This window comes from Pseudarthrobacter sp. GQ63 (assembly GCF_059758765.1).
Genome location: NZ_JCAXEF010000004.1, coordinates 167,485 through 187,954, shown reverse-complemented (window position 1 = coordinate 187,954; position 20,470 = coordinate 167,485). Strand labels below are relative to the sequence as shown.

Below are 20,470 nucleotides of genomic sequence, written 5' to 3'. Positions count from 1 at the left end.
CGCAAAACAAGGCCCGCGGAGATGCCCGCGGGCCCGAGGTGGTGCCGGTGCTAGGCAGGGCAGAAACCGCCAGGCAGGGGCACACCGTCAACGACGGGGCAGGGATCGAAGGTGAAGATCACCAGGGTGCCCAGGACGATGATGACGGCGGTGGCCGAGTAGAGGACCGTCTTCAGCCAGCGGCGGGTTGAGTCCTTTTCGGCGTAGTCGTTGATGATGGTGCGCACACCGTTGGTTCCGTGCAGCATGGCCAGCCACAGCATTGCAAGGTCCCAGAACTGCCAGAACGGATCGGCCCACTTGCCGGCCACAAAGCCGAAGTCGATGGCCTTGATGCCTTCACCTACCAGGAGGTTCACGAAGAGGTGCCCGAAGATGAGCACCACCAGGACCACACCGGAGAGGCGCATGAAGAGCCATGCGATCACCTCGAAGTTGCCCTTGCTGCCGCCGTGGCGGCGGTACTCGGGTGCGATCCGCCCACTGCGTGGATTTTCGATGGTTGCACTCATGGACTAGTGACCTCCCAGGGCGAGGGACAGGTGGCGGATGGAGAAGGCGACCATGGTGACCAGCCACAGGCCCAGGACTGCCCAGAGCATCTGCCGCTGGTACTTGGCGCCCTTCTTCCAGAAGTCAACGGCGATGATGCGCAGGCCGTTGAACGCGTGGAAAACAATGGCGGCAACAAGGCCGGTCTCGCCCAGGGCCATAAGGGGGTTCTTGTACGCACCGATCACGGCGGTGTAGGCCTCGGGTGACACCCGTACCAAGGAGGTGTCCAAAACGTGGACCAACAAGAAGAAAAAGATCACTACACCGGTAATGCGGTGTCCTACCCAGGACCACATGCCTTCACGGCCGCGGTACAAGGTGCCAGCTGGTTTTGTCGGCACTGATAAACCTCCCTGCAACACAGCGGCGCTGGCATGAGATCCACGCGGGGGGAACGCCTGCTGCGAGAGCACTCGTAGCTCAGGCCTAAATTTAGGCTCCGCTCACAGCTTATTCAATTTAGGAGCTCCTTGGTGACCAGCAGTGGCGCGGATCTTCCTAATTTATGAGACAAAGGACACACTGCCCGCCAGCAGGTGCGCTGTGCAGGACTACTGTCCCGCCGGCGTTCGTGCGCACCCAGGGGCGGAAACTGCCTCCGAAGGCGCCGCGCCGGGGTTCCGCTAAAGTAGGCGGTGATGAGTACAGACAAAGTGACAAGCCCGGCATCACCCCTTGACCGCTTCATTGCGGTGATCCCGGCCGGCGGTGTGGGGACCCGCCTCTGGCCTCTGTCACGCGCCGCAGCTCCCAAATTCCTTCACGACCTCACCGGATCGGGCAGTACACTCCTGCGCGCCACCTATGACCGGCTGCAGCCGCTGGCCGGGAGCAAGGTGCTGGTGGTAACCGGAAAGGCCCACCGGGACGCCGTGTGCCGGCAGCTTCCCGAAGTCCAGGATTCGGACCTCGTCCTCGAATCCGAGCCTAAGGACTCCGCCGCCGCGATCGGCCTTGCCGCTGCAATCCTGCACGAACGCGACCCGGACACCATCATGGGTTCCTTCGCGGCCGACCAGGTGATCAGTCCGGACAACCTCTTCCAGCAGGCCGTCCGGGAGGCCATCCACACGGCCGCGGCCGGCAAGATCGTGACCATCGGCATCAAGCCCACCCACCCGTCCACCGGGTTCGGGTACATCCGGTCCGGCCAGGAACTGCACATTGATGGCGCACCCAGCGCCCTTGACGTGGTGGAGTTCGTGGAAAAGCCGGACGAGGAAGTGGCCCAGCAGTACGTGGACAGCGGCAACTACGTCTGGAACGCCGGGATGTTCGTGGCGCCGGTGGCGCTGCTGCTCAAGCACCTGGAAGCCAACCAGCCCGAACTGTTCCGGGGCCTGCAGGAGATCGCCCAGGCCTGGGACACCCCCGCCCGCGAGGAGGTCACCGCGAGGGTGTGGCCCACCCTGCCCAAGATCGCCATCGACTACGCAGTGGCCGAGCCTGCCGCCGAAGCCGGGGACGTCGCCGTCGTGCCCGGTTCCTTCCGCTGGGACGACGTCGGGGACTTCGCCTCCGTGGGCCGGCTCAACAGTGCCAAGGAAGTGGATGACGTCACGGTGCTGGGCGAAGGCGCACGCGTCTTCACGGAAAATTCCAGCGGTGTGGTGGTTACCGACACCAAGCGCGTCATTGCCCTGATCGGAATCCAGGACGTCGTCATCGTCGACACGCCGGACGCGCTCCTGGTGACCACCATGGCAAACTCCCAGCGGGTGAAGGCCGCCGTGGACGCCCTCAAGGCCAGCGGAGACACCGACGTCCTTTGATGTAATCCTGCGACCGTGATGGCCGGTAATCAGCTGACCCTCGCTAGAGTGAAACAGTGCGCAATTACACTACTGAAGCCGAGCCCACCGACCTGGTGGCTCCCTGGCTCGAGCCCCTCCTGCCGGAACTGATCGACTTCCGGCGGGACCTGCACGCGCATCCGGAACTGTCCTTCAAGGAGTTCCGCACCACGGACAAGCTGGCGGAGCGGCTCGAGGCTGCCGGACTCGCGCCCCGCCGCCTCGAGGGAACCGGCCTCACGGTGGACGTGGGGGAGGGACCTATCGCCACGGCTCTCCGCGGTGACATCGACGCCCTGCCCATCATCGAGGAAACAGGGCTGCCCTTCGCTTCGAAGAATCATGGTGTCACCCACGCCTGCGGCCATGATGTCCATACCACCACCATGCTGGGCATCGCCCTGGTGCTGCACCGGATGCACCAGGAAGAGCCGCTGGGCGCCACGGTCCGTATCATCTTCCAGCCCGCCGAGGAAACCATGCCCGGCGGCGCCCACGCCTGCATCGAGCAGGGGGTGCTGGAGGGCGTTCCGCGGATCCTGGCACTGCACTGCGATCCGCGGATCGAGGTGGGCAAGATCGGCACCCGCATCGGCGCCATTACCTCAGCGTCCGACACCATCCGGATCGAGCTGTCCGGGCGCGGCGGGCACACCTCCCGCCCGCACCTGACCGAAGAGCTGGTGTTCGCACTGGCGCAGATCGCGGTCAATGTGCCCGCCGTCCTCTCGCGCCGGGTGGATGTCCGCAGCGGAGTCTCCGTGGTCTGGGGGCAAATCTCCGCAGGATCCGCACCCAACGCAATTCCCGGCACCGGCTACATGGCGGGAACCATGCGCTGCCTGGACCGCGATGCCTGGCACGAGGCCGGCGAGCTCCTGGACGAGGTGGTCCACCAGGTGGCGGCACCCTACGGAGTGGATGTCCGGCTCGAACACACCAGGGGAGTGCCCCCGGTGGTCAACTCCGAACATGAAACCGCCATCATCGAGGCGGCCGCCCGCGCCGAAATCAGCGAAGATGCCGTGGTCCTGACGCCGCAGTCCATGGGCGGGGAGGACTTCGCCTGGTTCCTCGCCGAACTTCCCGGTGCCATGATGCGGCTGGGCACCAAGACTCCCGGCGGCGAGGAATATGACCTGCACCGCGGTGACTACATCGTGGACGAGCAGGCCCTCGGCCTGGGGATCCGGGTCCTGACCGCGGCGGCGCTGCGCACCATCCGCCACCGGTAGTCGCACGCCGCCCGCCGTCGTCGGGCTTTCACCTCACACCAAACTGTTCGCATCCCCATCTAAGTTGTGCACAACTTACTTGTGTACTATCGTTTTCTTCATGACCGATGCACCCAGGCTGGACCACCAGGTCTGCTTCGCGCTCTACTCCGCCTCCCGGGCCGCCACCGCGGTGTACCGCCCGGTCCTCGAGGAGCTGGGCCTGACCTATCCCCAATACCTCGTGATGCTGGTGCTGTGGGAAAACGAACCCCGCGGCGTGAAGGAGATCGGCGAAGAGCTCGGCCTGGACTCCGGCACCCTGTCGCCGCTGCTGAAGCGGCTGGAGGCCCTGGGGCTGTGTGAGCGCCGCCGTTCGGGCGAGGACGAGCGCCGCGTCGCCATCCACCTCACCCCGGCGGGGCGGGAGCTGAGCAGCAAGGCCGGTTCCATCCCGCAGCGGCTCGCGCAGGCGGCGGGGCTCACCGCGGAGGAGCTTGACCAGCTGCGCCACACGCTTGGGCGCCTGACCGCCGCGCTGCACGACGCGCACTGACGGCACCGGTCCGGAACTTTTCATCCCACCAACAGGACGGATACAACCCGTGAAAACTCTTTACACTGCCGAGGCCCTCGCCTCGGGCGAAGGACGCGACGGCACCGCGCGGACCAATGACGGCAAGCTGGACGTCGCACTGTCCAGTCCCGTCGAACTTGGCGGAAACGGCCAGGGGACCAACCCCGAGCAGCTCTTCGCCGCCGGATATGCGGCCTGCTTCCACTCGGCCCTCCGGCTGGTAGGCCGCAAGGAACGGGCCGACCTGACCGACTCCGCCGTGGCCGCGAAGGTTCACCTGGGCCAGCTGGACGGCGCCGGCTTCGGGCTTGCCGCGGAGCTGCAGATTGCGCTGCCCGCCCTGGACCTGGCCACTGCAGAGGCGCTGGTCGCCAAAGCCCACCAGATCTGCCCGTACTCCAACGCCACCCGAGGCAACATTTCCGTAGACATCAAGATCCTGGAGTTCGCCGCATGAGCCTCCCCTCCGTAACCCGCGAAATCCAGCTGGCCTCCCGGCCCGTGGGCCGGCCCGTTCCGGAGAATTTCCGGCTGGCCGAGTCCTCGCTGCCGGAACTTGGCGACGGCCAGATCCTGGTCCGGAACCTGTTCATCTCCGTCGATCCCTACATGCGCGGCCGCATGAATGACGTGAAGTCCTATTCCGCCCCCTTCGCCCTGGACGAAGCGCTCGACGGCGGCGCGGTGGGCGAGGTGCTGGCGTCCCGTTCCGGACAGTACAAGGAGGGGGACGTCGTCGTGCATTCCCTCGGCTGGCGGGAGTACGCGGTGGTTGAGGGGAAGGCGGCCACCAAGGCCGACACCGGGCTGGCACCGGCGCCCGCGTTCCTCGGGGCCCTGGGGATGACCGGCCTCACGGCGTATGCAGGGCTGCTGAAAGTTGCGGAGTTCGCGCCGGGAGATGCGGTATTCGTCTCCGGGGCGGCCGGAGCCGTGGGCTCGCTGGTGGGCCAGATTGCCAAGGCAATGGGCGCTTCACGCGTCATCGGCTCGGCTGGCTCGCCCGCCAAGGTGGCCCGGCTGCTGGAGCTCGGCTTTGACGCAGCTTTCGACTATCACGACGGGCCGGTTCGGGAGCAGCTGGAAAAGGCTGCGGGCCCCGGCGGAATCGACGTGTACTTCGACAACGTGGGCGGGGAACACCTGGAAGCCGCCCTGGCCGTCCTCAACGTGGGGGGACGCGTGGCCATGTGCGGCGCGATTGCCCAGTACAACTCCACCGAGCCGACCCCGGCGCCCCGCAACCTGATGCTCGCCATCGGCAAGCAGCTCACCCTTAAGGGGTTCCTGGTGGGCGGCCAGCGGCAGCACGCCGCGGAGTTCGCCGGGAAGATGGCGGGCTGGCTGTCCGACGGCACTGTCCGGTACGACGAGACCATCGTGGAGGGCCTGGACAACGCACCGCAGGCCTTCATGGACCTCCTTGACGGTGCCAACACCGGAAAAATGCTGGTCCGGCTCTAAGCCTGACCGGCCCGAACAACCAGGAGGGGCGCCGCTTTCACGCGGCGCCCCTACTGGTTGGTAACAACTTGTAAACAATCTTCGGGATACCCTGCCGCCGTGCTACGGGCACGTGGCGCAGGCCACTAAAGTTGGTGCCATCAGTGCGCTCCGGCGCAGTGCTGCGTGCCCTCAGTGAAAACAGAATTTCAGTGCAGAAACGGACACTCATTGAATTCGAGCCGTAGCGCCTCTCTCTTCATCCTGGAGGAAAATTGAAGAACTCACTGCGTGCAAGTTTCAAGCGGGGTTCAATGGCCGGCGTGGCTACCCTCGGTGCTTCGGCGCTTCTGTTGACCGCCTGCGGCGCAGCGCCCGAAGCCGGAAGCACCTCAACGGCGGAAGCCAGCGACTACACCGGCTGCATCGTCTCCGACTCCGGCGGGTTCGATGACCAGTCCTTCAACCAGTCCTCCTACGAAGGACTGAAGAAGGCCGAGACCGACCTGGGGATCAAGGTCAACCAGGTCGAATCCAAAACCAACAACGACTTCGAGCCGAACCTGCGCGCCATGGTCAGCGCCGGCTGCGACCTCACCGTCACGGTGGGGTTCCTGCTGGGAGACGCCACTAAGGCCCAGGCCGAGGCCAACCCGGACAGCCACTTCGCGATTGTCGACTTCGGTTACGAGACGCCTATCGCCAACGTCAAGCCGATCATCTACGACACCGCCCAGGCCGCGTTCCTTGCCGGGTACCTCGCAGCCGGCACCACCAAGACTGGCACGGTTGCCACCTTCGGCGGCATTAAGCTTCCCACCGTCACGATCTTCATGGACGGCTACGCGGACGGCGTCAAGTACTACAACGAGCAGAAAGGCAAGGACGTCAAGCTCCTTGGCTGGAACAAGGAAGCCCAGGACGGCAGCTTCACCGGCGACTTCGAGAAGCAGGACGTCGGAAAGCAGCTCACCCAGAACTTCCTGGACCAGGGCGCAGACATCGTGATGCCCGTAGCAGGTCCGGTGGGCAAGGGCGCCGGCTCCGCACTCAAGGAAGCCAAAGCTGCCGGCAAGGACGTCAAGCTGATCTGGGTTGACTCCGATGGCTACCTGACGGCTCCCGACTACAAGGACATCATGCTGTCCTCGGTCATGAAGACGATGGGCGACGCCGTGGAGGCCGTGGTGAAGGATGACAAGGAAGGCAACTTCGACAACACCCCGTACGTGGGCACGCTGGCCAACGAAGGCGTCCAGCTGGCACCGTTCCACGACCTCGACTCCCAGGTCCCCGCAGAACTGAAGTCCGAGCTTGAGCAGATCAAGAAGGACATCATCGACGGAAAACTGACGGTCGAATCCGAGGCAAGCCCGAAGGCCTGATCCCTGCCTGAGCGCCACCCCCGGCCGGTTACCGACTGGCCGGGCGGTGGCGCTTTTTGCTGGCTGCCCCGCACCGGACCGCAGCCCGCGTATCCCAGGACTGCACCCACTAGGCTGGTGCTGCAGCCACATATCCCGTCCGGTCGATCACTGGACGCTTCGAGATTGGTCAGAGTTTTGAAACTTGAACTCAGAGGGATCACTAAACGATTTGGCACCCTGCTTGCCAACGACCACATCGACGTGGTGGTTGAGCCCGGACAGATCCACTGTCTCCTGGGTGAAAACGGGGCCGGCAAATCCACCCTCATGAATGTGCTGTACGGCCTTTATGAACCGTCCGAGGGCGAGATCCTCGTCGACGGCAAGCCCGTCTCCTTCCGAGGGCCCGGTGACGCCATGGAGGCGGGCATCGGCATGGTCCACCAGCACTTCATGCTGGTCCCGGTCTTCACCGTCGCGGAGAACGTGGCGCTCGGCGCGGAGCCCACCAAGGCCGCCGGCTTCCTCAACCTGGACGAGACGCGCCGCCGGATCAAGGAAATTTCCGATCAATACGGCTTCGACGTTGACCCGGACGCCCTGGTGGAGGACCTGCCCGTGGGCGTCCAGCAGCGGGTGGAAATCATCAAGGCGCTGGTCCGCAACGCCCAGGTCCTCATCCTGGACGAACCCACGGCCGTCCTGACACCCCAGGAAACCGACGAACTGCTGGACATCATGCGGCAGCTCAAGTCCGGCGGGACGTCCATCGTCTTCATTTCGCACAAGCTGCGGGAAGTCAAGGCAGTCTCGGACACCATCACCGTGATCCGGCGCGGCAAGGTGGTGGGGACGGCTGACCCGGCTGCCTCCACCACCGAACTGGCGTCCATGATGGTTGGCCGCGCCGTCAGCCTCACCCTGGACAAGGCCCCGGCACAGCCCAAGGAGAAGACGTTCGAGGTCCGGGACCTCACCGTCATCGCCCCCAACGGCCAGCACGTCGTGGACGGACTCAGCTTTGACATTGCCCGCGGGGAAATCCTTGCGGTAGCCGGCGTGCAGGGCAATGGCCAGACGGAACTGACGGAGGCGATCCTCGGCCTCCAGGAACGCGTCCACGGTTCCATCCTGCTGGACGGGCAGGAGCTCCGGGGCCGCACCGTCAAAGAGGTGCTGAACGCCGGCGTCGGCTTTGTCCCCGAAGACCGCTCCGTTGACGGCCTGATCGGCACCTTCTCCATCGCCGAGAACCTGATCCTGGACCGGTATGACCAAGCGCCCTTCGCCAAGGGCATCAGCATGAGCCCGGCCAGGGTGCTGGAGAACGCCAAGAGCCGGATCGACGAGTTCGACGTCCGGACCCCGTCGGGTGCACTGGCCGCCGGAACACTGTCCGGCGGCAACCAGCAGAAAGTTGTGATGGCCCGCGAGCTGTCCCGCCCGCTGCGCCTTTTCATTGCCTCCCAGCCCACCCGCGGCGTGGACGTGGGATCCATCGAATTCCTGCACAAACGGATTGTGGCCGAACGGGACCAGGGCACGCCGGTGATGATCATCTCCACCGAACTGGACGAAGTCATGGAACTGGCTGACCGTATCGCCGTGCTCTACAAGGGCAAACTCGTGGGTGTGGTCCCGGCCGGCACCAGCCGCGACGTCCTGGGCCTCATGATGGCCGGCATCCCGCCGGAGGAACATGTCCGTACCACCCAGGCCGGAAAGGCCGCGGACGCCGCCACCATCAGCACCTCCGACGCCGAAGGAGGCGACCATGTCTGAAAAGCACCCACCCAAGCACGCTGGAGGCGAGCCCGCCGGGCGGGCGGAGCAGCCCACCCCCGCGGCGGAGGAGACCGCCGCGATCGTATCCGTTGATACCGCCGGCGGCGCCATGGAACCCTCGGCCGTCCCTGCAACGGCCCAGAGCGGCCAGCTCCCGGGCGGTCCCGACACCCTGCTCCGGAAAATCTTCACCGGCAGCGGCATGGTCTCGGTCCTGGCGGTCCTGCTGGCCCTCATCATCGGCGGGCTGCTCATTGCCAGCACGGACAGGCAGGTTGCCACCACGGCCACCTACTTCTTCGCCCGGCCCACCGATTTCCTGGCTGCCGTCTGGAACGCGGCAACACGCTCCTACATTGCCCTGTTCCAGGGCTCGGTCTTCAACCCACGGGGCAACGGGGTGGCAGCCCAGTTCGCGCCCTTCATGGAAACCCTCACCATCGCCACGCCACTCATCACGGCCGGCCTGGGCGTTGCCCTGGCCTTCCGAGCAGGTCTGTTCAACATCGGTGCGCAGGGCCAGATCATCGTGGCCGGCATCCTGGCCGCCTGGGTGGGATTCGCGCTCGACCTGCCGATGGGCCTGCACCTGCTCCTGGTTCTGGTGGCCGGCATCATCGGCGGTGCCTTCTGGGGCGGACTCGTCGGCGTCCTCAAGGCCCGCACCGGCGCGCATGAGGTCATCCTCACCATCATGTTCAACTACATCGCGCTGTATTTCCTGCGGTACCTCCTGAACACTCCCGCCTTCCAGCGGCCGGGGGAGTCGAACCCCATCTCGCCCATCCTGGACCCCACCGCCGTCTATCCGCAGATCTTCGGCAGCCAGTACCGGCTCCACCTTGGCTTCCTCCTGGCCATAGCGGCCACCGTCCTGGTGTGGTGGCTCCTCAACCGCTCCACGGTGGGCTTCGAGTTCCGTGCCCTGGGGGCAAACCCCAAGGCAGCGCAGACTGCGGGCATCAACGTGTCCCGCTCCACCATCCTGGTCATGGCCCTTGCCGGCGGCCTCGCCGGCATGTCCGGCGTGGCACAGGTGGCGGGTACGGAGAAAGTCCTCACCGACGGTGTGGCCGCCACGTACGGCTTTGACGCCATCACGGTTGCCCTGCTGGGGCGTTCGACGCCGTGGGGCACTTTCGCGGCAGGCCTGCTGTTCGGCGCCTTCCGCGCCGGAGCGGTCCAGATGCAGATCCAGACCGGAACCCCCATCGACATTGTCCTGGTGGTCCAGTCCCTGATTGTCCTGTTTATTGCGGCTCCGCCGCTGGTCCGGGCCATCTTTGGCCTGAACCCCCGCCGCCGGAAGCCCGCCCGCCCGGCCAAGTCCCGCGAGGCAGCAACCACCGGAGGTGCAGCATGAGCACGACAGTATCCTCATCAAGGCCCGGCAACCCGCAGCCCGGAAACACCGGCAAGGATGCTGCCGCCGCCACTGTCTCCGCCAAGCCGGTGGGCTGGAAGACGCCGGTGTTCCTGGCTGCCTTCGCGCTGATCGCCCTCGTGTTCTTCGGGCTGCTCGCACCCAACCAGACCGCAAGCTTCGGGATCTCCACGGGCAGCGACTTCTTCCAGTTGCCGGCCATCCAGGTGAACGCTTTCGCCGGCGGCCTGGTGCTGTCCATCCTCCTGCTGGGACTGGCGGCCTACGCCATCTACCTCAAGACCAGGGACAAGTCCGTCCCTGGCTGGCTCACCGTGGCGTTCATCGTCCTGTTCGTGGCCGCGTTCCTCATTTGGGTGGTGGGCGGCGCCCGGACCCCCAGCATCTCCCTGGCCGGGCTCATCGCCGGGTCGGTCACCCTGGCGGTTCCGCTGGTGTTCGGATCACTGTCCGGCGTCCTCTGCGAACGGGTGGGCGTGGTGAACATCGCCATCGAGGGCCAGTTGCTGGGCGGAGCGTTCACCGCCGCGATCGTCGCCAGCATCACGCAGAACCCCTTCGTGGGGCTGCTGGCCGCCGCCGTGGCAGGTGCCGTGGTTTCCATGGTGCTGGCACTGTTCAGCATCAAGTACCTGGTCAACCAGATCATCGTCGGCGTGGTCCTGAACGTGCTGGTCTCGGGCGTGACAGGCTTCCTGTTCAGCACCGTGATGCAGGCCAACAAGGCACAGTTCAACTCCCCGCCAGGGCTGGACATCATCGAGATTCCCATTCTGTCCAGCATCCCGGTCATCGGTCCCATCCTGTTCCGCCAGTCCCTGGTGGGCTACCTGATGTACATTGCCGTCTTTGTGGTCTGGGTGGGCCTCTTCAAGACCCGGTGGGGACTCCGCGTCCGGGCTGTCGGCGAGCATCCGCAGGCCGCGGACACTCTGGGCATCAACGTCAACGCCACCCGTTTCTGGAACGTCACCCTGGGCGGGGCAGTGGCCGGCATCGGCGGGTCCTTCTTCACCCTGGTGGCCATCGACAGCTTCACCAAGGAGATTTCCGGTGGCCGCGGCTTTATTGCCCTGGCGGCCCTGATCTTTGGCCGGTGGAACCCGATCGGAGCTTTCTTCGCCGCGCTGCTGTTCGGATTCGCTGACAACCTGCAGAGCATCGTCACCATCATCGGCACGCCGGTTCCCAGCCAGTTCATGGCCATGCTCCCGTACCTGGTGACGGTCCTGGCGGTGGCGGGGCTGGTGGGCAAGTCCAGGGGACCCGCGGCCAGCGGCATTCCGTATGTCAAGGGCTGACGGCGTGGACGGACCTGCTGGCATGCGCGGCGCCGCGGACAGTGGCGGGGCCCAGCCGGTTGACTGGGAGGCATTGAGGGCAGCCGCCGTCGCGGCGATGCACCACGCCTACGTTCCCTATTCGAAGTTCCCGGTGGGGGCCGCGGCCCTCACCGGCGACGGCCGGCTGGTCAGCGGCTGCAACGTGGAGAACGCCAGCTACGGCCTCACCCTCTGCGCCGAATGCGCTCTGGTGGGCAACCTGCACATGACCGGCGGCGGACTGCTCCGCGCGTTCTATTGCGTGGACGGGGACGGCCACATCCTGATGCCCTGCGGGCGCTGCCGGCAGTTGCTGTACGAGTTCCGCGCTCCGGACATGGAGCTCATGACCACCCAAGGCATCAAGACGATGGACCAGGTGTTGCCCGACGCCTTTGGTCCCCAACACCTGGAGGAAACACCGTGACTGACAAGGTGGCAAAGACCCACGCAGTGGACAGCAATGCCGAACCGTTCGACGCCGTCGATATCATCCGCGCAAAGCGGGACAAAGGTGCCCTGAGCCCGGAGCAGATCGACTGGACCATCGACGCCTACACCCGCGGTGCGATCGCCGACGAGCAGATGGCGGCCCTGAACATGGCCATCCTGCTCAACGGCATGAACCGCACGGAGATTGCCCGCTGGACAGCGGCGATGATCGCCTCCGGCGAGCGGATGGACTTCTCCAGCCTGCGCAGGCCCGACGGCGGCCTGAAGTACACGTCGGACAAGCACTCAACGGGCGGTGTGGGGGACAAGATCACCCTGCCGCTCGCGCCCCTGGTGGCGGTCTTCGGGGTGGCTGTCCCGCAGCTCTCGGGCCGGGGGCTTGGCCACACCGGGGGCACGCTGGACAAGCTGGAGTCCATCCCGGGGTGGCGTGCTTCCCTCAGCAATGACGAGATCCTTGCGCAGCTCCAGGACGTGGGCGCCGTGATCTGCGCCGCCGGTGCAGGCCTGGCGCCCGCTGACAAGAAGCTCTACGCGCTGCGGGATGTCACCGGCACGGTGGAGGCCATCCCCCTGATCGCCTCGTCCATCATGAGCAAGAAAATCGCCGAAGGGACCGGCTCGCTGGTCCTGGACGTCAAGGTGGGCAGCGGCGCGTTCATGAAGGATGAAGCCAGGGCGCGCGAGCTTGCCGAGACCATGGTGGCGCTGGGCAAGGACGCGGGCGTGAACACCGTGGCGTTGCTCACCAACATGGACACCCCCCTGGGACTGACGGCGGGCAACGCCATCGAGGTTGAGGAATCCCTGGAGGTGCTGGCCGGCGGCGGTCCCAACGACGTCGTGGAGCTGACCGTGCGGCTCGCCGAGGAGATGCTCGCCTGTGCGGGAGTTACCGACGCCGATCCCGCCGCCGCGCTCAAGGACGGCCGTGCCATGGACGTCTGGAACCGCATGATCGAAGCCCAGGGCGGCGACCCCCGGGCCAAGCTGCCCGTTGCCCGCGAGTCCGAGGTGGTGTACGCCCCGGCGGACGGGGTGCTCGTGGAACTGGACGCCCTCGCCGTCGGTGTCGCAGCCTGGCGCCTCGGGGCCGGACGTGCCCGGAAGGAGGACGCGGTCCAGGCAGGCGCCGGTGTCCGGATGCATGCCAAGCCCGGAGCCCTGGTCCGGGCGGGGGAGCCGCTGATGACCCTCCTTACGGACACCCCGGAGCGGTTTGCGCGGGCCAAGGAAGCGCTGGAACATGCAGTCGTCATTGCACCGGAGGGATCCAGGCCGGCACAGCGGTTGATCATCGACCGAATAGCATAGGGATCCATGCAGGCCATCAATGACTTCATCCTCGCCGCGGCCGGACAGCCCTGGGTGCTGTTCGTCGTGCTTGCGTGCTGCATCATTGACGGCTTCTTTCCGCCCATTCCCAGCGAATCGGTGGTGGTGGGCCTGTCCGCAGTCGCCGCCACCGCCGATGTTCCCAACCCCTGGCTGCTGATGCTGGTGGCCGCGCTTGGTGCCTTCTCGGGTGACAACATCGCCTACCTGATTGGCCGCCGGGTGGGTACCCGGCGCTGGGCGTGGATGCGCGGACCTCGGATGCAGAGCGCCTTCCGGTGGGCCGGCAGGGAACTGCGCAAGCGGCCGGCGTCGCTGATCCTGGTGGCGCGGTTCGTCCCGATCGGCAGGGTGGCGGTCAACCTCACCGCCGGCGTAACGCACTACCCGCACCTGCGTTTCGTGGGCCTGACACTTCTTTCAGCGACCCTCTGGGCCGGGTACTCGGTGGGAATCGGGCTGTTCTTCGGCCAATGGTTCGAGGACAACCACCTGCTGGGGGCGGTCATCGCCATTGTGTGCGCGGTGGCGCTGGGGATCGTGGTGGACCTGGTCATCAACCGCGTCAGGCGGCGGCCGCCAATGGTGGAGCGGATGAAGGAACCCGAAGCGTAGGTGAAGCGTTGTTCCAGCAGGTGGGGGCGTAGCGAAGGCGCCCTGGCCATGGGACACTTAGACACGATTTCCGCCTGGCTGGGCCACTGACGGCCACGCCAAATTGCATAGGAGCAAGACCCGCGTGGAGTTTATTAATGAGGCCGTGCTCCATGCAGCGGGTCAGTGGTGGATCTACCCGCTCCTGCTGGTGTTCTTCTTCGTTGACGGCTTCGCCATGGTGGTTCCCAGCGAAACCCTGATCGTGGCCCTGGCGGCCTTTTCCCGGCACAGCGGCGAACCGAACCTCTGGATCCTGGGCTTCACCGCCCTGGTTGGAGCCATCGCCGGGGACAACATGGCCTTCATGCTCGGCAGGCGCATCGGCCTGAAGCGGTGGAAATGGATGCGGCGCCCCAAAGTCCAGAAGGCCTTCAGCTGGGCCCGCTACGAGCTGGACAAGCGCGGCGCCGTGCTGATCTTCACCGCCCGCTACATTCCCTGGGGCCGGGTTGCCGTCAACTACGTTGCAGGCAGCACAGGATTCCCGCACCGCCGCTTCTTCCTGCTCGACGCTTTCGCCTGCATCACCTGGGTGGGCTACTCCATCGGCATCGGGCTCCTGGCCAGTTCATTTCCGTGGCTGCACCACAATCCGCTCCTCAGCGCCGGCATCGCGGTGGTCTTCGCCATCGTGCTGGGCGTCCTCCTGGACCATGTGCTCCGGCTGTGGCACAAGCACCTCGCCCGGAACGACGCCCAGGAGGTTGACGGGTGGCTCGACGGCGGCCCGGCCGGCGCCCGCGGTCCACAGAACGGCAGCGCGGCGCACTTTGCTTCCGCGGCCGGGGACGGCGAACCGGCAGCCAAGTAGCGGCTGGCTTTGGACTCCTGCCCACCCTAAGGTGGGAACGTGACTGAGCCCATTGTTGACGCTGCCCCTGCCATCGATTTCGACCTGAAGAACCTGCCCAAGGTCTCCCTCCACGACCACCTGGACGGAGGACTGCGCCCGGCCACCATCATCGAGCTGGCGGAAGCCGTTGGGCACACGCTGCCTTCCACCGATCCCGTTGCTCTGGGCGAGTGGTTCCGGGAGTCCGCCAACTCCGGTTCGCTGGTCCGTTACCTGGAAACCTTTGACCACACCGTCGCCGTCATGCAGACCCACGAGGGCCTGGTCCGCGTGGCCAAGGAGTTCGTTGAGGACCTCGCTGACGACGGCGTGGTGTACGGCGAGGTGCGGTGGGCGCCCGAGCAGCATCTCCAGAAGGGCCTCTCACTGGATGAAGCCGTCGAGGCCGTGCAGGAAGGCCTTGAAGCCGGTGTCGAGGCCGTGGGGGAGAGCGGGCGCGAAATCCAGGTGGGCCAGCTCATCACCGCCATGCGCCACGCGGACCGCGGCCAGGAGATCGCCGAACTCGCCGTCCGCCACCGCAACAAGGGTGCCGTAGGCTTCGACATCGCCGGAGCCGAGGACGGCTTCCTTCCCTCCCGCTTCCGGGATGCCTTCACCTACCTTGCGCAGCACAACTTCCCCGCCACCGTCCACGCCGGCGAGGCCGCAGGGCTGGAGAGCATCCAGTCCGCGCTGGTGGACGGCCGCGCCCTCCGCCTGGGCCACGGCGTCCGGATCGCCGAGGACATCATGGTGGAGTTCGAGGACGACGCCGAGGACACGGTCGGCCTGGTTACCCTGGGGGACCTTTCCAGCTGGATCCGGGACCGCGGCATCGCCCTGGAAATCTGCCCGTCCTCCAACCTGCAGACCGGTGCTATTGCCGGCTTCGGCGAGGGTATCGAGAGCCACCCCCTGGACATGCTGTACCAGCTCGGCTTCAACGTCACCATCAACACCGACAACCGGCTGATGAGCGGCGTTACGCTGACGGACGAGTTCGACCTCCTGGTGGAAACCTTCGACTACGACCTCGACGACCTGCTGGAGCTGACCCTCAACGCCGCCGAGGCATCCTTCCTGCCGCTTGAGGAAAAGGAAGCCCTGGTGGAGTACATCAACGACGCTTACGCCAACCTTGGCTAGCCAGCCGGACGCGGGCAGCATCCCGGCAGGGGAGGTGCAGGAGCTTCTCTATGTGATTGCTGCCCTGCGGGAGCACTGCCCCTGGATGGGGGCGCTCACCCACGCATCCCTGGTGGAGTACCTGCTCGAAGAGGCCTTTGAAGTGGCCGAAACGATCGAGGCCGCCGCGCCCGCCGAAGAGCAGGACGCGGCCGGGCCGGTGAATGTCCAGGGAATCGACGACGCCGAGCTGCTGGGTGAGCTGGGCGACGTCCTGCTGCAGGTGGTGCTGCACGCCCGGCTCGCCGAGGAACGCGGCGCTTTCACGTTCGACGACGTCGCACGCGGCCTGAGTGCCAAAATGGTCCGCCGGAACCCCCATGTCTTCCTTCCGGACGGCTCACTGCAGGACACCTTCCCCGCAACCGTCCAGGAGATTGTGCAGAAGTGGGACGCCGTGAAGCGGGCCGAGCGGCCTGAACGGCGGGACCCGTTCGCAGGGATTCCCCAGGCGCTCCCGGCGCTCGCCCGGGCACAAAAATCCATCGACCGGGCAGCACGGGCCGGAGTTGCCTTGCCGCCTGCGGTTCCCGTCCCCGGCACGGAAGAAGAGCTCGGGGAGCTGCTGCTCGCCGTCGTGCATTCCGCCCGGACCAGCGGATTCGATGCGGAGCGTGCCCTGCGCGGCGCCGTCCGGCGCTACCAGCAGCGCGTCCCCCAGCCGCACCACCAGGGATAGCCGCGCCATCATGACGTCCGGGCGCTGGATAGGTTTCCGTAACCCGGACCACTCTCGACTACGCTGGTCTCTGACGAGTACGTCGAGTCTTTCTGTTAGATCCCCCCGTTAATCGCCCATAAGGAGCAAATTCATGGCGCTTATCGATGCCATCCACGCCCGCGAGATCCTCGATTCCCGTGGCAACCCGACCGTAGAAGTTGAGGTCCTGCTCTCCGACGGCCAGATCGGCCGCGCAGCAGTTCCCTCCGGTGCCTCCACCGGCGAGCACGAGGCCGTTGAACTGCGCGACGGCGACAAGGGCCGTTACCTCGGCAAGGGTGTGCAGAAGGCCGTTGACGCGATCATCGACCAGATCGCCCCGGCCCTGACCGGCTTCGACGCCACCGACCAGCGCAGCATCGACCAGGCCATGCTGGACCTGGACGGCACCCCGAACAAGGGCAAGCTGGGCGCCAACGCCATCCTGGGCGTGTCCCTGGCCGTTGCCAACGCAGCCGCCGCGTCCGCCGACCTGCCGCTGTACAAGTACCTCGGCGGTCCGAACGCCCACGTGCTGCCCGTCCCGCTGATGAACATCCTCAACGGTGGCAGCCACGCCGATTCCGACGTCGACATCCAGGAATTCATGGTTGTCCCGCTGGGTGCCGAGACCTTCTCCGAGGGCCTCCGCTGGGGCGTTGAGGTCTACCACGCCCTCAAGTCCGTCCTCAAGGAAAAGGGCCTCGCCACCGGCCTGGGCGACGAAGGCGGCTTCGCGCCGAACCTGCCGTCCAACCGTGCGGCACTGGACCTCATCCAGGAAGCCATCAAGAACGCCGGCTACACCCCGGGCAAGGACATTGCCCTGGCCCTGGACGTTGCCTCCTCCGAGTTCTTCACCGACGGTGCCTACCAGTTCGAAGGCAAGTCCCTGACCTCGGCCGAGATGAGCGCCTACTACGCCGAGCTCGTGGCCGACTACCCGCTGGTGTCCATCGAGGACCCGCTGGACGAGAACGACTGGGACGGCTGGAAGACCCTCACCGATTCCATCGGCGACAAGGTCCAGCTCGTTGGCGACGACCTGTTCGTCACCAACCCCTCCATCCTGCAGCGCGGCATCGATACCAAGACCGCCAACTCGCTGCTGGTCAAGGTCAACCAGATCGGCTCGTTGACCGAGACGCTGGACGCCGTCAGCCTGGCCCAGCGTGCAGGCTATACCACCATCACCTCGCACCGCTCCGGCGAAACCGAGGACACCACCATCGCCGACATCTCGGTGGCCACCAACGCCGGCCAGATCAAGACCGGCGCTCCGGCCCGCTCCGAGCGCGTCGCCAAGTACAACCAGCTGCTGCGCATCGAAGAGGAACTCGACGACGCCGCACGCTACGCCGGCCGCGCTGCCTTCCCGCGTTTCAAGGGCTAGTAGCCGCGTAAAACAATCAGCGGTGGCTATGGTTGAAAGACCATAGCCACCGTTGCTGTTTGAGCAGCACGTGTCATAGCAGTACGTGTTCCAGCCCCGATAGTGGCGGCCCCAGGCAGGCTGCGCGTTTCAGGAGTATCATGGCTACCCGCCGTCCCAAAGTCCCCAAGGTTGCCCCAGCCCGTTCCGCACAGGAAGCTTCCGGCGACGCGGACGTCATCCGCGCAGACTTCGGCCCGGGCAAGGACACCAGCTCAGGCGGGACACCACGGGAATCCGCCGGTGCGCCGTCCGCCGCATCACCGGCAGGACGCCGGGAGCCGCACGGCCGCAAGGACGCCGGGCAGGCAACCCGCCGCAAGGGGAGCAGCGCCACCTCGGGCACGGCACAACGTGCCGGCACCGGAGCCGCAGACGAAACAGCAGAAGACCAGCAGCCCGTTCCGGCCAAGGCGTTCTCCGGACGGATGCTCGCACTGGCCGTGGTGATGGTTGCCATCACCATCATGCTCGCGCCCACAGTCAAGATCTTCTTCGACAAAAAGGCTGAGATCGACGCGCTGAACGCCGACATCGCCGCCCGCCAGGCCGAGGGCGACGCCCTCCGGCAGCAGGTCTCGCGCTGGCAGGACCCCAACTACGTGAAACAGCAGGCACGCGACCGCATTAACATGGTTATGCCGGGAGAAACCGGCTACTGGGTTTTCGGCAGCGACCTGCCGGCCGGAGAAACCAGCAGCCAGCCCGGTGCAGCAGCACAAGACCCCGCCGATCTGCCGTGGGTGGATTCCCTGTGGGAGTCCATCACGCGCGCGGCTACAGACTGAACCGCAACAGGAAGGACGGCCCGCCACAGTGGAACACAACACGGCAGCCGCCCGGGACGAATCCCGCCAGCCATCAGCACACGACCTTGAAGTACTGAGCCGCCAGCTGGGACGGCCGGTCCGTGACGTGGTGGAGATTCCTGCACGCTGCATCTGCGGCAATCCGCTGGTGGCCGCCACCGCTCCGCGCCTCAGTAACGGAACACCGTTCCCCACCACGTTCTACCTGACGCATCCGGTCATCACCTCAGCGGTCTCGCGGCTCGAAGCCGCGGGCGTCATGAACGAGATGAATGACCAGCTGGCCGCCGACGACGACTTGTCTGCTGCCTACCGCTCGGCCCACGACGCCTACCTGGAAGCCCGCAACGCCATCGGCGAACGCTCGGGGATTGGGCCCGTCCCGGAGATCGACGGCATCTCTGCCGGGGGCATGCCCACCCGCGTCAAATGCCTGCATGTCCTGGTGGGCCATTCGCTGGCCGCCGGCCCGGGGGTCAACCCCCTGGGGGACGAAAGCCTGGACCGGATCAAGGAATGGTGGACCGCTGACAGGTGCTACTGCGAGGGAGCCTGGGACACCTCCGGTGAAGCCCCCTCGCGGGACCTCAGCCGCCATGGACCCCAGGGCCTGCCGGACATTGTCGGCCGGCCCGCTCCCGTCCGGAAATCCGCAGCCACGGCGGAGGCCCCGGAATGACGCGCGTTGCAGCCATCGACTGCGGCACCAACTCCATCCGCCTCCTGATCGCAGACATCGAACGCAGCAACGGGACCACCGCACTGCATGACGTGGTGCGTGAGATGCGCGTGGTCCGGCTGGGCCAGGGAGTGGACGCCACAGGGGAACTCGCGCCGGAGGCCCTGGAACGCACCTTCGCCGCTACCGCGGATTATGCGCGGCTGATCCGGGACCATGGGGCAACAAAGGTCCGCTTCGTGGCAACCTCTGCCAGCCGGGATGCACGGAACAGGCACGTTTTCGTGGACGGAATCCGGAACCTGCTGGGCGTGGAACCGGAAGTGATTTCCGGCGACGAGGAAGCAGCCCTGTCCTTTGCCGGCGCCAGCAGCGTCCTCCCCATCCTGGATGGCCAGGAAGTGCTGGTGGTGGACCTGGGCGGCGGCAGCACCGAATTCGTCCTGGGCACGGCCAGCGGGGTCACGGCCGCAAAGTCCGTAAACATCGGATGCGTCCGCCTTACCGAACGGCACCTCCGGGACGATCCGCCCACTGCCCAGCAGATAGCAGCCGCGGAAGCCGACGTCGACGCAGCCATCACCCGCGCCCGCCAGGACGTTCCGCTGGAACGCGCCACCGCCGTCGTCGGTGTTGCCGGCTCCATCACCACCATTACCGCGCATGCGCTCGGACTGGCCGAATACTCGCCCGACGCGATCCACGGCGCCGAACTGCCCCTGGACACTGTCCGTGCCGCCTCGACGGGCCTCTTGGAAATGCCCCGGTCCCGGCGGGCCGCCCTGCCCTACATGCACCCCGGACGGGTGGACGTCATCGGCGCCGGCGGGCTCGTGTGGCGGCGCATCCTTGAACACATGGGTGAGCTCACCGGCGGCCGCATCACCACCGCCACCGCCAGCGAGCACGACATTCTCGACGGCATCGCCCTGAGCATCGGCTGAC

General features: G+C 66.2%; 21 protein-coding genes. 19 read left to right on the top strand and 2 right to left on the bottom strand.

Annotation, left to right across the window (positions count from 1 at the left end; all coding sequences use genetic code 11):
* Positions 1-50 precede the first annotated feature (50 nt).
* Together AC6CHP_RS09755 and sdhC are read right to left on the bottom strand one after the other, a co-directional pair.
* Positions 51-512 (bottom strand): succinate dehydrogenase hydrophobic membrane anchor subunit, encoded by a 462-nt coding sequence (locus AC6CHP_RS09755; RefSeq protein ID WP_498229478.1) that lies wholly within the window; start codon positions 510-512, stop codon positions 51-53.
* A gap of 3 nt (positions 513-515) precedes the next feature.
* The gene (gene sdhC, locus AC6CHP_RS09750; protein WP_074446982.1) at positions 516-896 is read right to left on the bottom strand and encodes a succinate dehydrogenase, cytochrome b556 subunit; all 381 of its coding nucleotides are present in this window, start codon (positions 894-896) and stop codon (positions 516-518) included.
* 297 nt (positions 897-1,193) lie between these two features.
* Between sdhC and AC6CHP_RS09745 the strand changes: the two genes are divergently transcribed.
* From AC6CHP_RS09745 to AC6CHP_RS09655, 19 genes are all read left to right on the top strand, one after another.
* Positions 1,194-2,327, top strand: coding sequence for a mannose-1-phosphate guanylyltransferase (locus AC6CHP_RS09745; RefSeq protein WP_104185410.1), 1,134 nt, complete (start codon positions 1,194-1,196; stop codon positions 2,325-2,327).
* A 56-nt stretch (positions 2,328-2,383) separates the two neighbouring features.
* Entirely contained in the window at positions 2,384-3,583 is a 1,200-nt protein-coding gene (locus tag AC6CHP_RS09740; RefSeq protein WP_188730400.1) for an amidohydrolase, read from the top strand.
* A gap of 100 nt (positions 3,584-3,683) precedes the next feature.
* Positions 3,684-4,118 carry a MarR family winged helix-turn-helix transcriptional regulator gene (locus tag AC6CHP_RS09735; protein ID WP_188730398.1) on the top strand — a complete coding sequence of 145 codons (435 nt, stop codon included), beginning with the start codon at positions 3,684-3,686 and terminating at the stop codon, positions 4,116-4,118.
* 49 nt (positions 4,119-4,167) lie between these two features.
* A complete protein-coding gene (locus AC6CHP_RS09730) occupies positions 4,168-4,596 on the top strand; it encodes an organic hydroperoxide resistance protein (RefSeq protein WP_188730396.1) in 429 nt (142 codons plus the stop codon).
* Positions 4,593-5,603 (top strand): NADP-dependent oxidoreductase, encoded by a 1,011-nt coding sequence (locus AC6CHP_RS09725; RefSeq protein WP_498229474.1) that lies wholly within the window; start codon positions 4,593-4,595, stop codon positions 5,601-5,603. The genes AC6CHP_RS09730 and AC6CHP_RS09725 overlap by 4 nt, the downstream gene beginning before the upstream one ends.
* A 254-nt stretch (positions 5,604-5,857) precedes the next feature.
* On the top strand, positions 5,858-6,967 hold the full coding sequence (locus tag AC6CHP_RS09720; RefSeq protein WP_427115360.1) for a BMP family lipoprotein: 1,110 nt from the start codon (positions 5,858-5,860) through the stop codon (positions 6,965-6,967).
* A gap of 177 nt (positions 6,968-7,144) precedes the next feature.
* Positions 7,145-8,731 (top strand): ABC transporter ATP-binding protein, encoded by a 1,587-nt coding sequence (locus AC6CHP_RS09715; protein ID WP_498229472.1) that lies wholly within the window; start codon positions 7,145-7,147, stop codon positions 8,729-8,731.
* Complete coding sequence (locus AC6CHP_RS09710; RefSeq protein ID WP_498229470.1) at positions 8,724-10,097, top strand: ABC transporter permease; 1,374 nt, start codon at positions 8,724-8,726, stop codon at positions 10,095-10,097. Before AC6CHP_RS09715 ends, AC6CHP_RS09710 begins: the two co-directional genes overlap by 8 nt.
* The gene (locus AC6CHP_RS09705) at positions 10,094-11,419 is read left to right on the top strand and encodes an ABC transporter permease (RefSeq protein WP_498229468.1); all 1,326 of its coding nucleotides are present in this window, start codon (positions 10,094-10,096) and stop codon (positions 11,417-11,419) included. The genes AC6CHP_RS09710 and AC6CHP_RS09705 overlap by 4 nt, the downstream gene beginning before the upstream one ends.
* 22 nt (positions 11,420-11,441) lie before the next feature.
* The gene (locus tag AC6CHP_RS09700) at positions 11,442-11,867 is read left to right on the top strand and encodes a cytidine deaminase (RefSeq protein ID WP_498229706.1); all 426 of its coding nucleotides are present in this window, start codon (positions 11,442-11,444) and stop codon (positions 11,865-11,867) included.
* Complete coding sequence (locus tag AC6CHP_RS09695) at positions 11,864-13,207, top strand: thymidine phosphorylase (protein ID WP_498229466.1); 1,344 nt, start codon at positions 11,864-11,866, stop codon at positions 13,205-13,207. Before AC6CHP_RS09700 ends, AC6CHP_RS09695 begins: the two co-directional genes overlap by 4 nt.
* 6 nt (positions 13,208-13,213) lie before the next feature.
* Positions 13,214-13,843, top strand: a complete 630-nt coding sequence (locus AC6CHP_RS09690) for a DedA family protein (protein WP_104185401.1) — start codon at positions 13,214-13,216, stop codon at positions 13,841-13,843.
* Between the two features lie 124 nt (positions 13,844-13,967).
* Positions 13,968-14,696 carry a DedA family protein gene (locus AC6CHP_RS09685; RefSeq protein ID WP_104185400.1) on the top strand — a complete coding sequence of 243 codons (729 nt, stop codon included), beginning with the start codon at positions 13,968-13,970 and terminating at the stop codon, positions 14,694-14,696.
* Positions 14,697-14,735: 39 nt separating this feature from the next.
* Positions 14,736-15,866, top strand: coding sequence for an adenosine deaminase (locus AC6CHP_RS09680; protein ID WP_188730387.1), 1,131 nt, complete (start codon positions 14,736-14,738; stop codon positions 15,864-15,866).
* On the top strand, positions 15,859-16,584 hold the full coding sequence (locus AC6CHP_RS09675) for a MazG nucleotide pyrophosphohydrolase domain-containing protein (protein ID WP_498229463.1): 726 nt from the start codon (positions 15,859-15,861) through the stop codon (positions 16,582-16,584). Before AC6CHP_RS09680 ends, AC6CHP_RS09675 begins: the two co-directional genes overlap by 8 nt.
* Positions 16,585-16,717: 133 nt before the next feature.
* A complete protein-coding gene (eno, locus tag AC6CHP_RS09670) occupies positions 16,718-17,998 on the top strand; it encodes a phosphopyruvate hydratase (protein WP_104185398.1) in 1,281 nt (426 codons plus the stop codon).
* Between the two features lie 140 nt (positions 17,999-18,138).
* Positions 18,139-18,825 (top strand): FtsB family cell division protein, encoded by a 687-nt coding sequence (locus AC6CHP_RS09665; RefSeq protein ID WP_427115355.1) that lies wholly within the window; start codon positions 18,139-18,141, stop codon positions 18,823-18,825.
* A gap of 28 nt (positions 18,826-18,853) precedes the next feature.
* On the top strand, positions 18,854-19,525 hold the full coding sequence (locus tag AC6CHP_RS09660; protein ID WP_498229460.1) for a DUF501 domain-containing protein: 672 nt from the start codon (positions 18,854-18,856) through the stop codon (positions 19,523-19,525).
* A complete protein-coding gene (locus tag AC6CHP_RS09655) occupies positions 19,522-20,469 on the top strand; it encodes a Ppx/GppA phosphatase family protein (RefSeq protein ID WP_498229458.1) in 948 nt (315 codons plus the stop codon). Before AC6CHP_RS09660 ends, AC6CHP_RS09655 begins: the two co-directional genes overlap by 4 nt.
* The last annotated feature ends 1 nt before the right edge of the window (position 20,470 follow it).

Bases quoted from the DNA above. Each gene is read 5' to 3' on its own strand.
- AC6CHP_RS09665 (WP_427115355.1), top strand. From the start codon at position 18,139: ATGGCTACCCGCCGTCCCAAAGTCCCCAAGGTTGCCCCAGCCCGTTCC.
- AC6CHP_RS09745 (WP_104185410.1), top strand. From the start codon at position 1,194: ATGAGTACAGACAAAGTGACAAGCCCGGCATCACCCCTTGACCGCTTC.
- AC6CHP_RS09725 (WP_498229474.1), top strand. From the start codon at position 4,593: ATGAGCCTCCCCTCCGTAACCCGCGAAATCCAGCTGGCCTCCCGGCCC.
- AC6CHP_RS09690 (WP_104185401.1), top strand. From the start codon at position 13,214: ATGCAGGCCATCAATGACTTCATCCTCGCCGCGGCCGGACAGCCCTGG.
- AC6CHP_RS09700 (WP_498229706.1), top strand. From the start codon at position 11,442: ATGCGCGGCGCCGCGGACAGTGGCGGGGCCCAGCCGGTTGACTGGGAG.
- AC6CHP_RS09710 (WP_498229470.1), top strand. From the start codon at position 8,724: ATGTCTGAAAAGCACCCACCCAAGCACGCTGGAGGCGAGCCCGCCGGG.
- eno (WP_104185398.1), top strand. From the start codon at position 16,718: ATGGCGCTTATCGATGCCATCCACGCCCGCGAGATCCTCGATTCCCGT.
- AC6CHP_RS09705 (WP_498229468.1), top strand. From the start codon at position 10,094: ATGAGCACGACAGTATCCTCATCAAGGCCCGGCAACCCGCAGCCCGGA.
- AC6CHP_RS09655 (WP_498229458.1), top strand. From the start codon at position 19,522: ATGACGCGCGTTGCAGCCATCGACTGCGGCACCAACTCCATCCGCCTC.
- AC6CHP_RS09755 (WP_498229478.1), bottom strand. From the start codon at position 512: ATGAGTGCAACCATCGAAAATCCACGCAGTGGGCGGATCGCACCCGAG.
- AC6CHP_RS09735 (WP_188730398.1), top strand. From the start codon at position 3,684: ATGACCGATGCACCCAGGCTGGACCACCAGGTCTGCTTCGCGCTCTAC.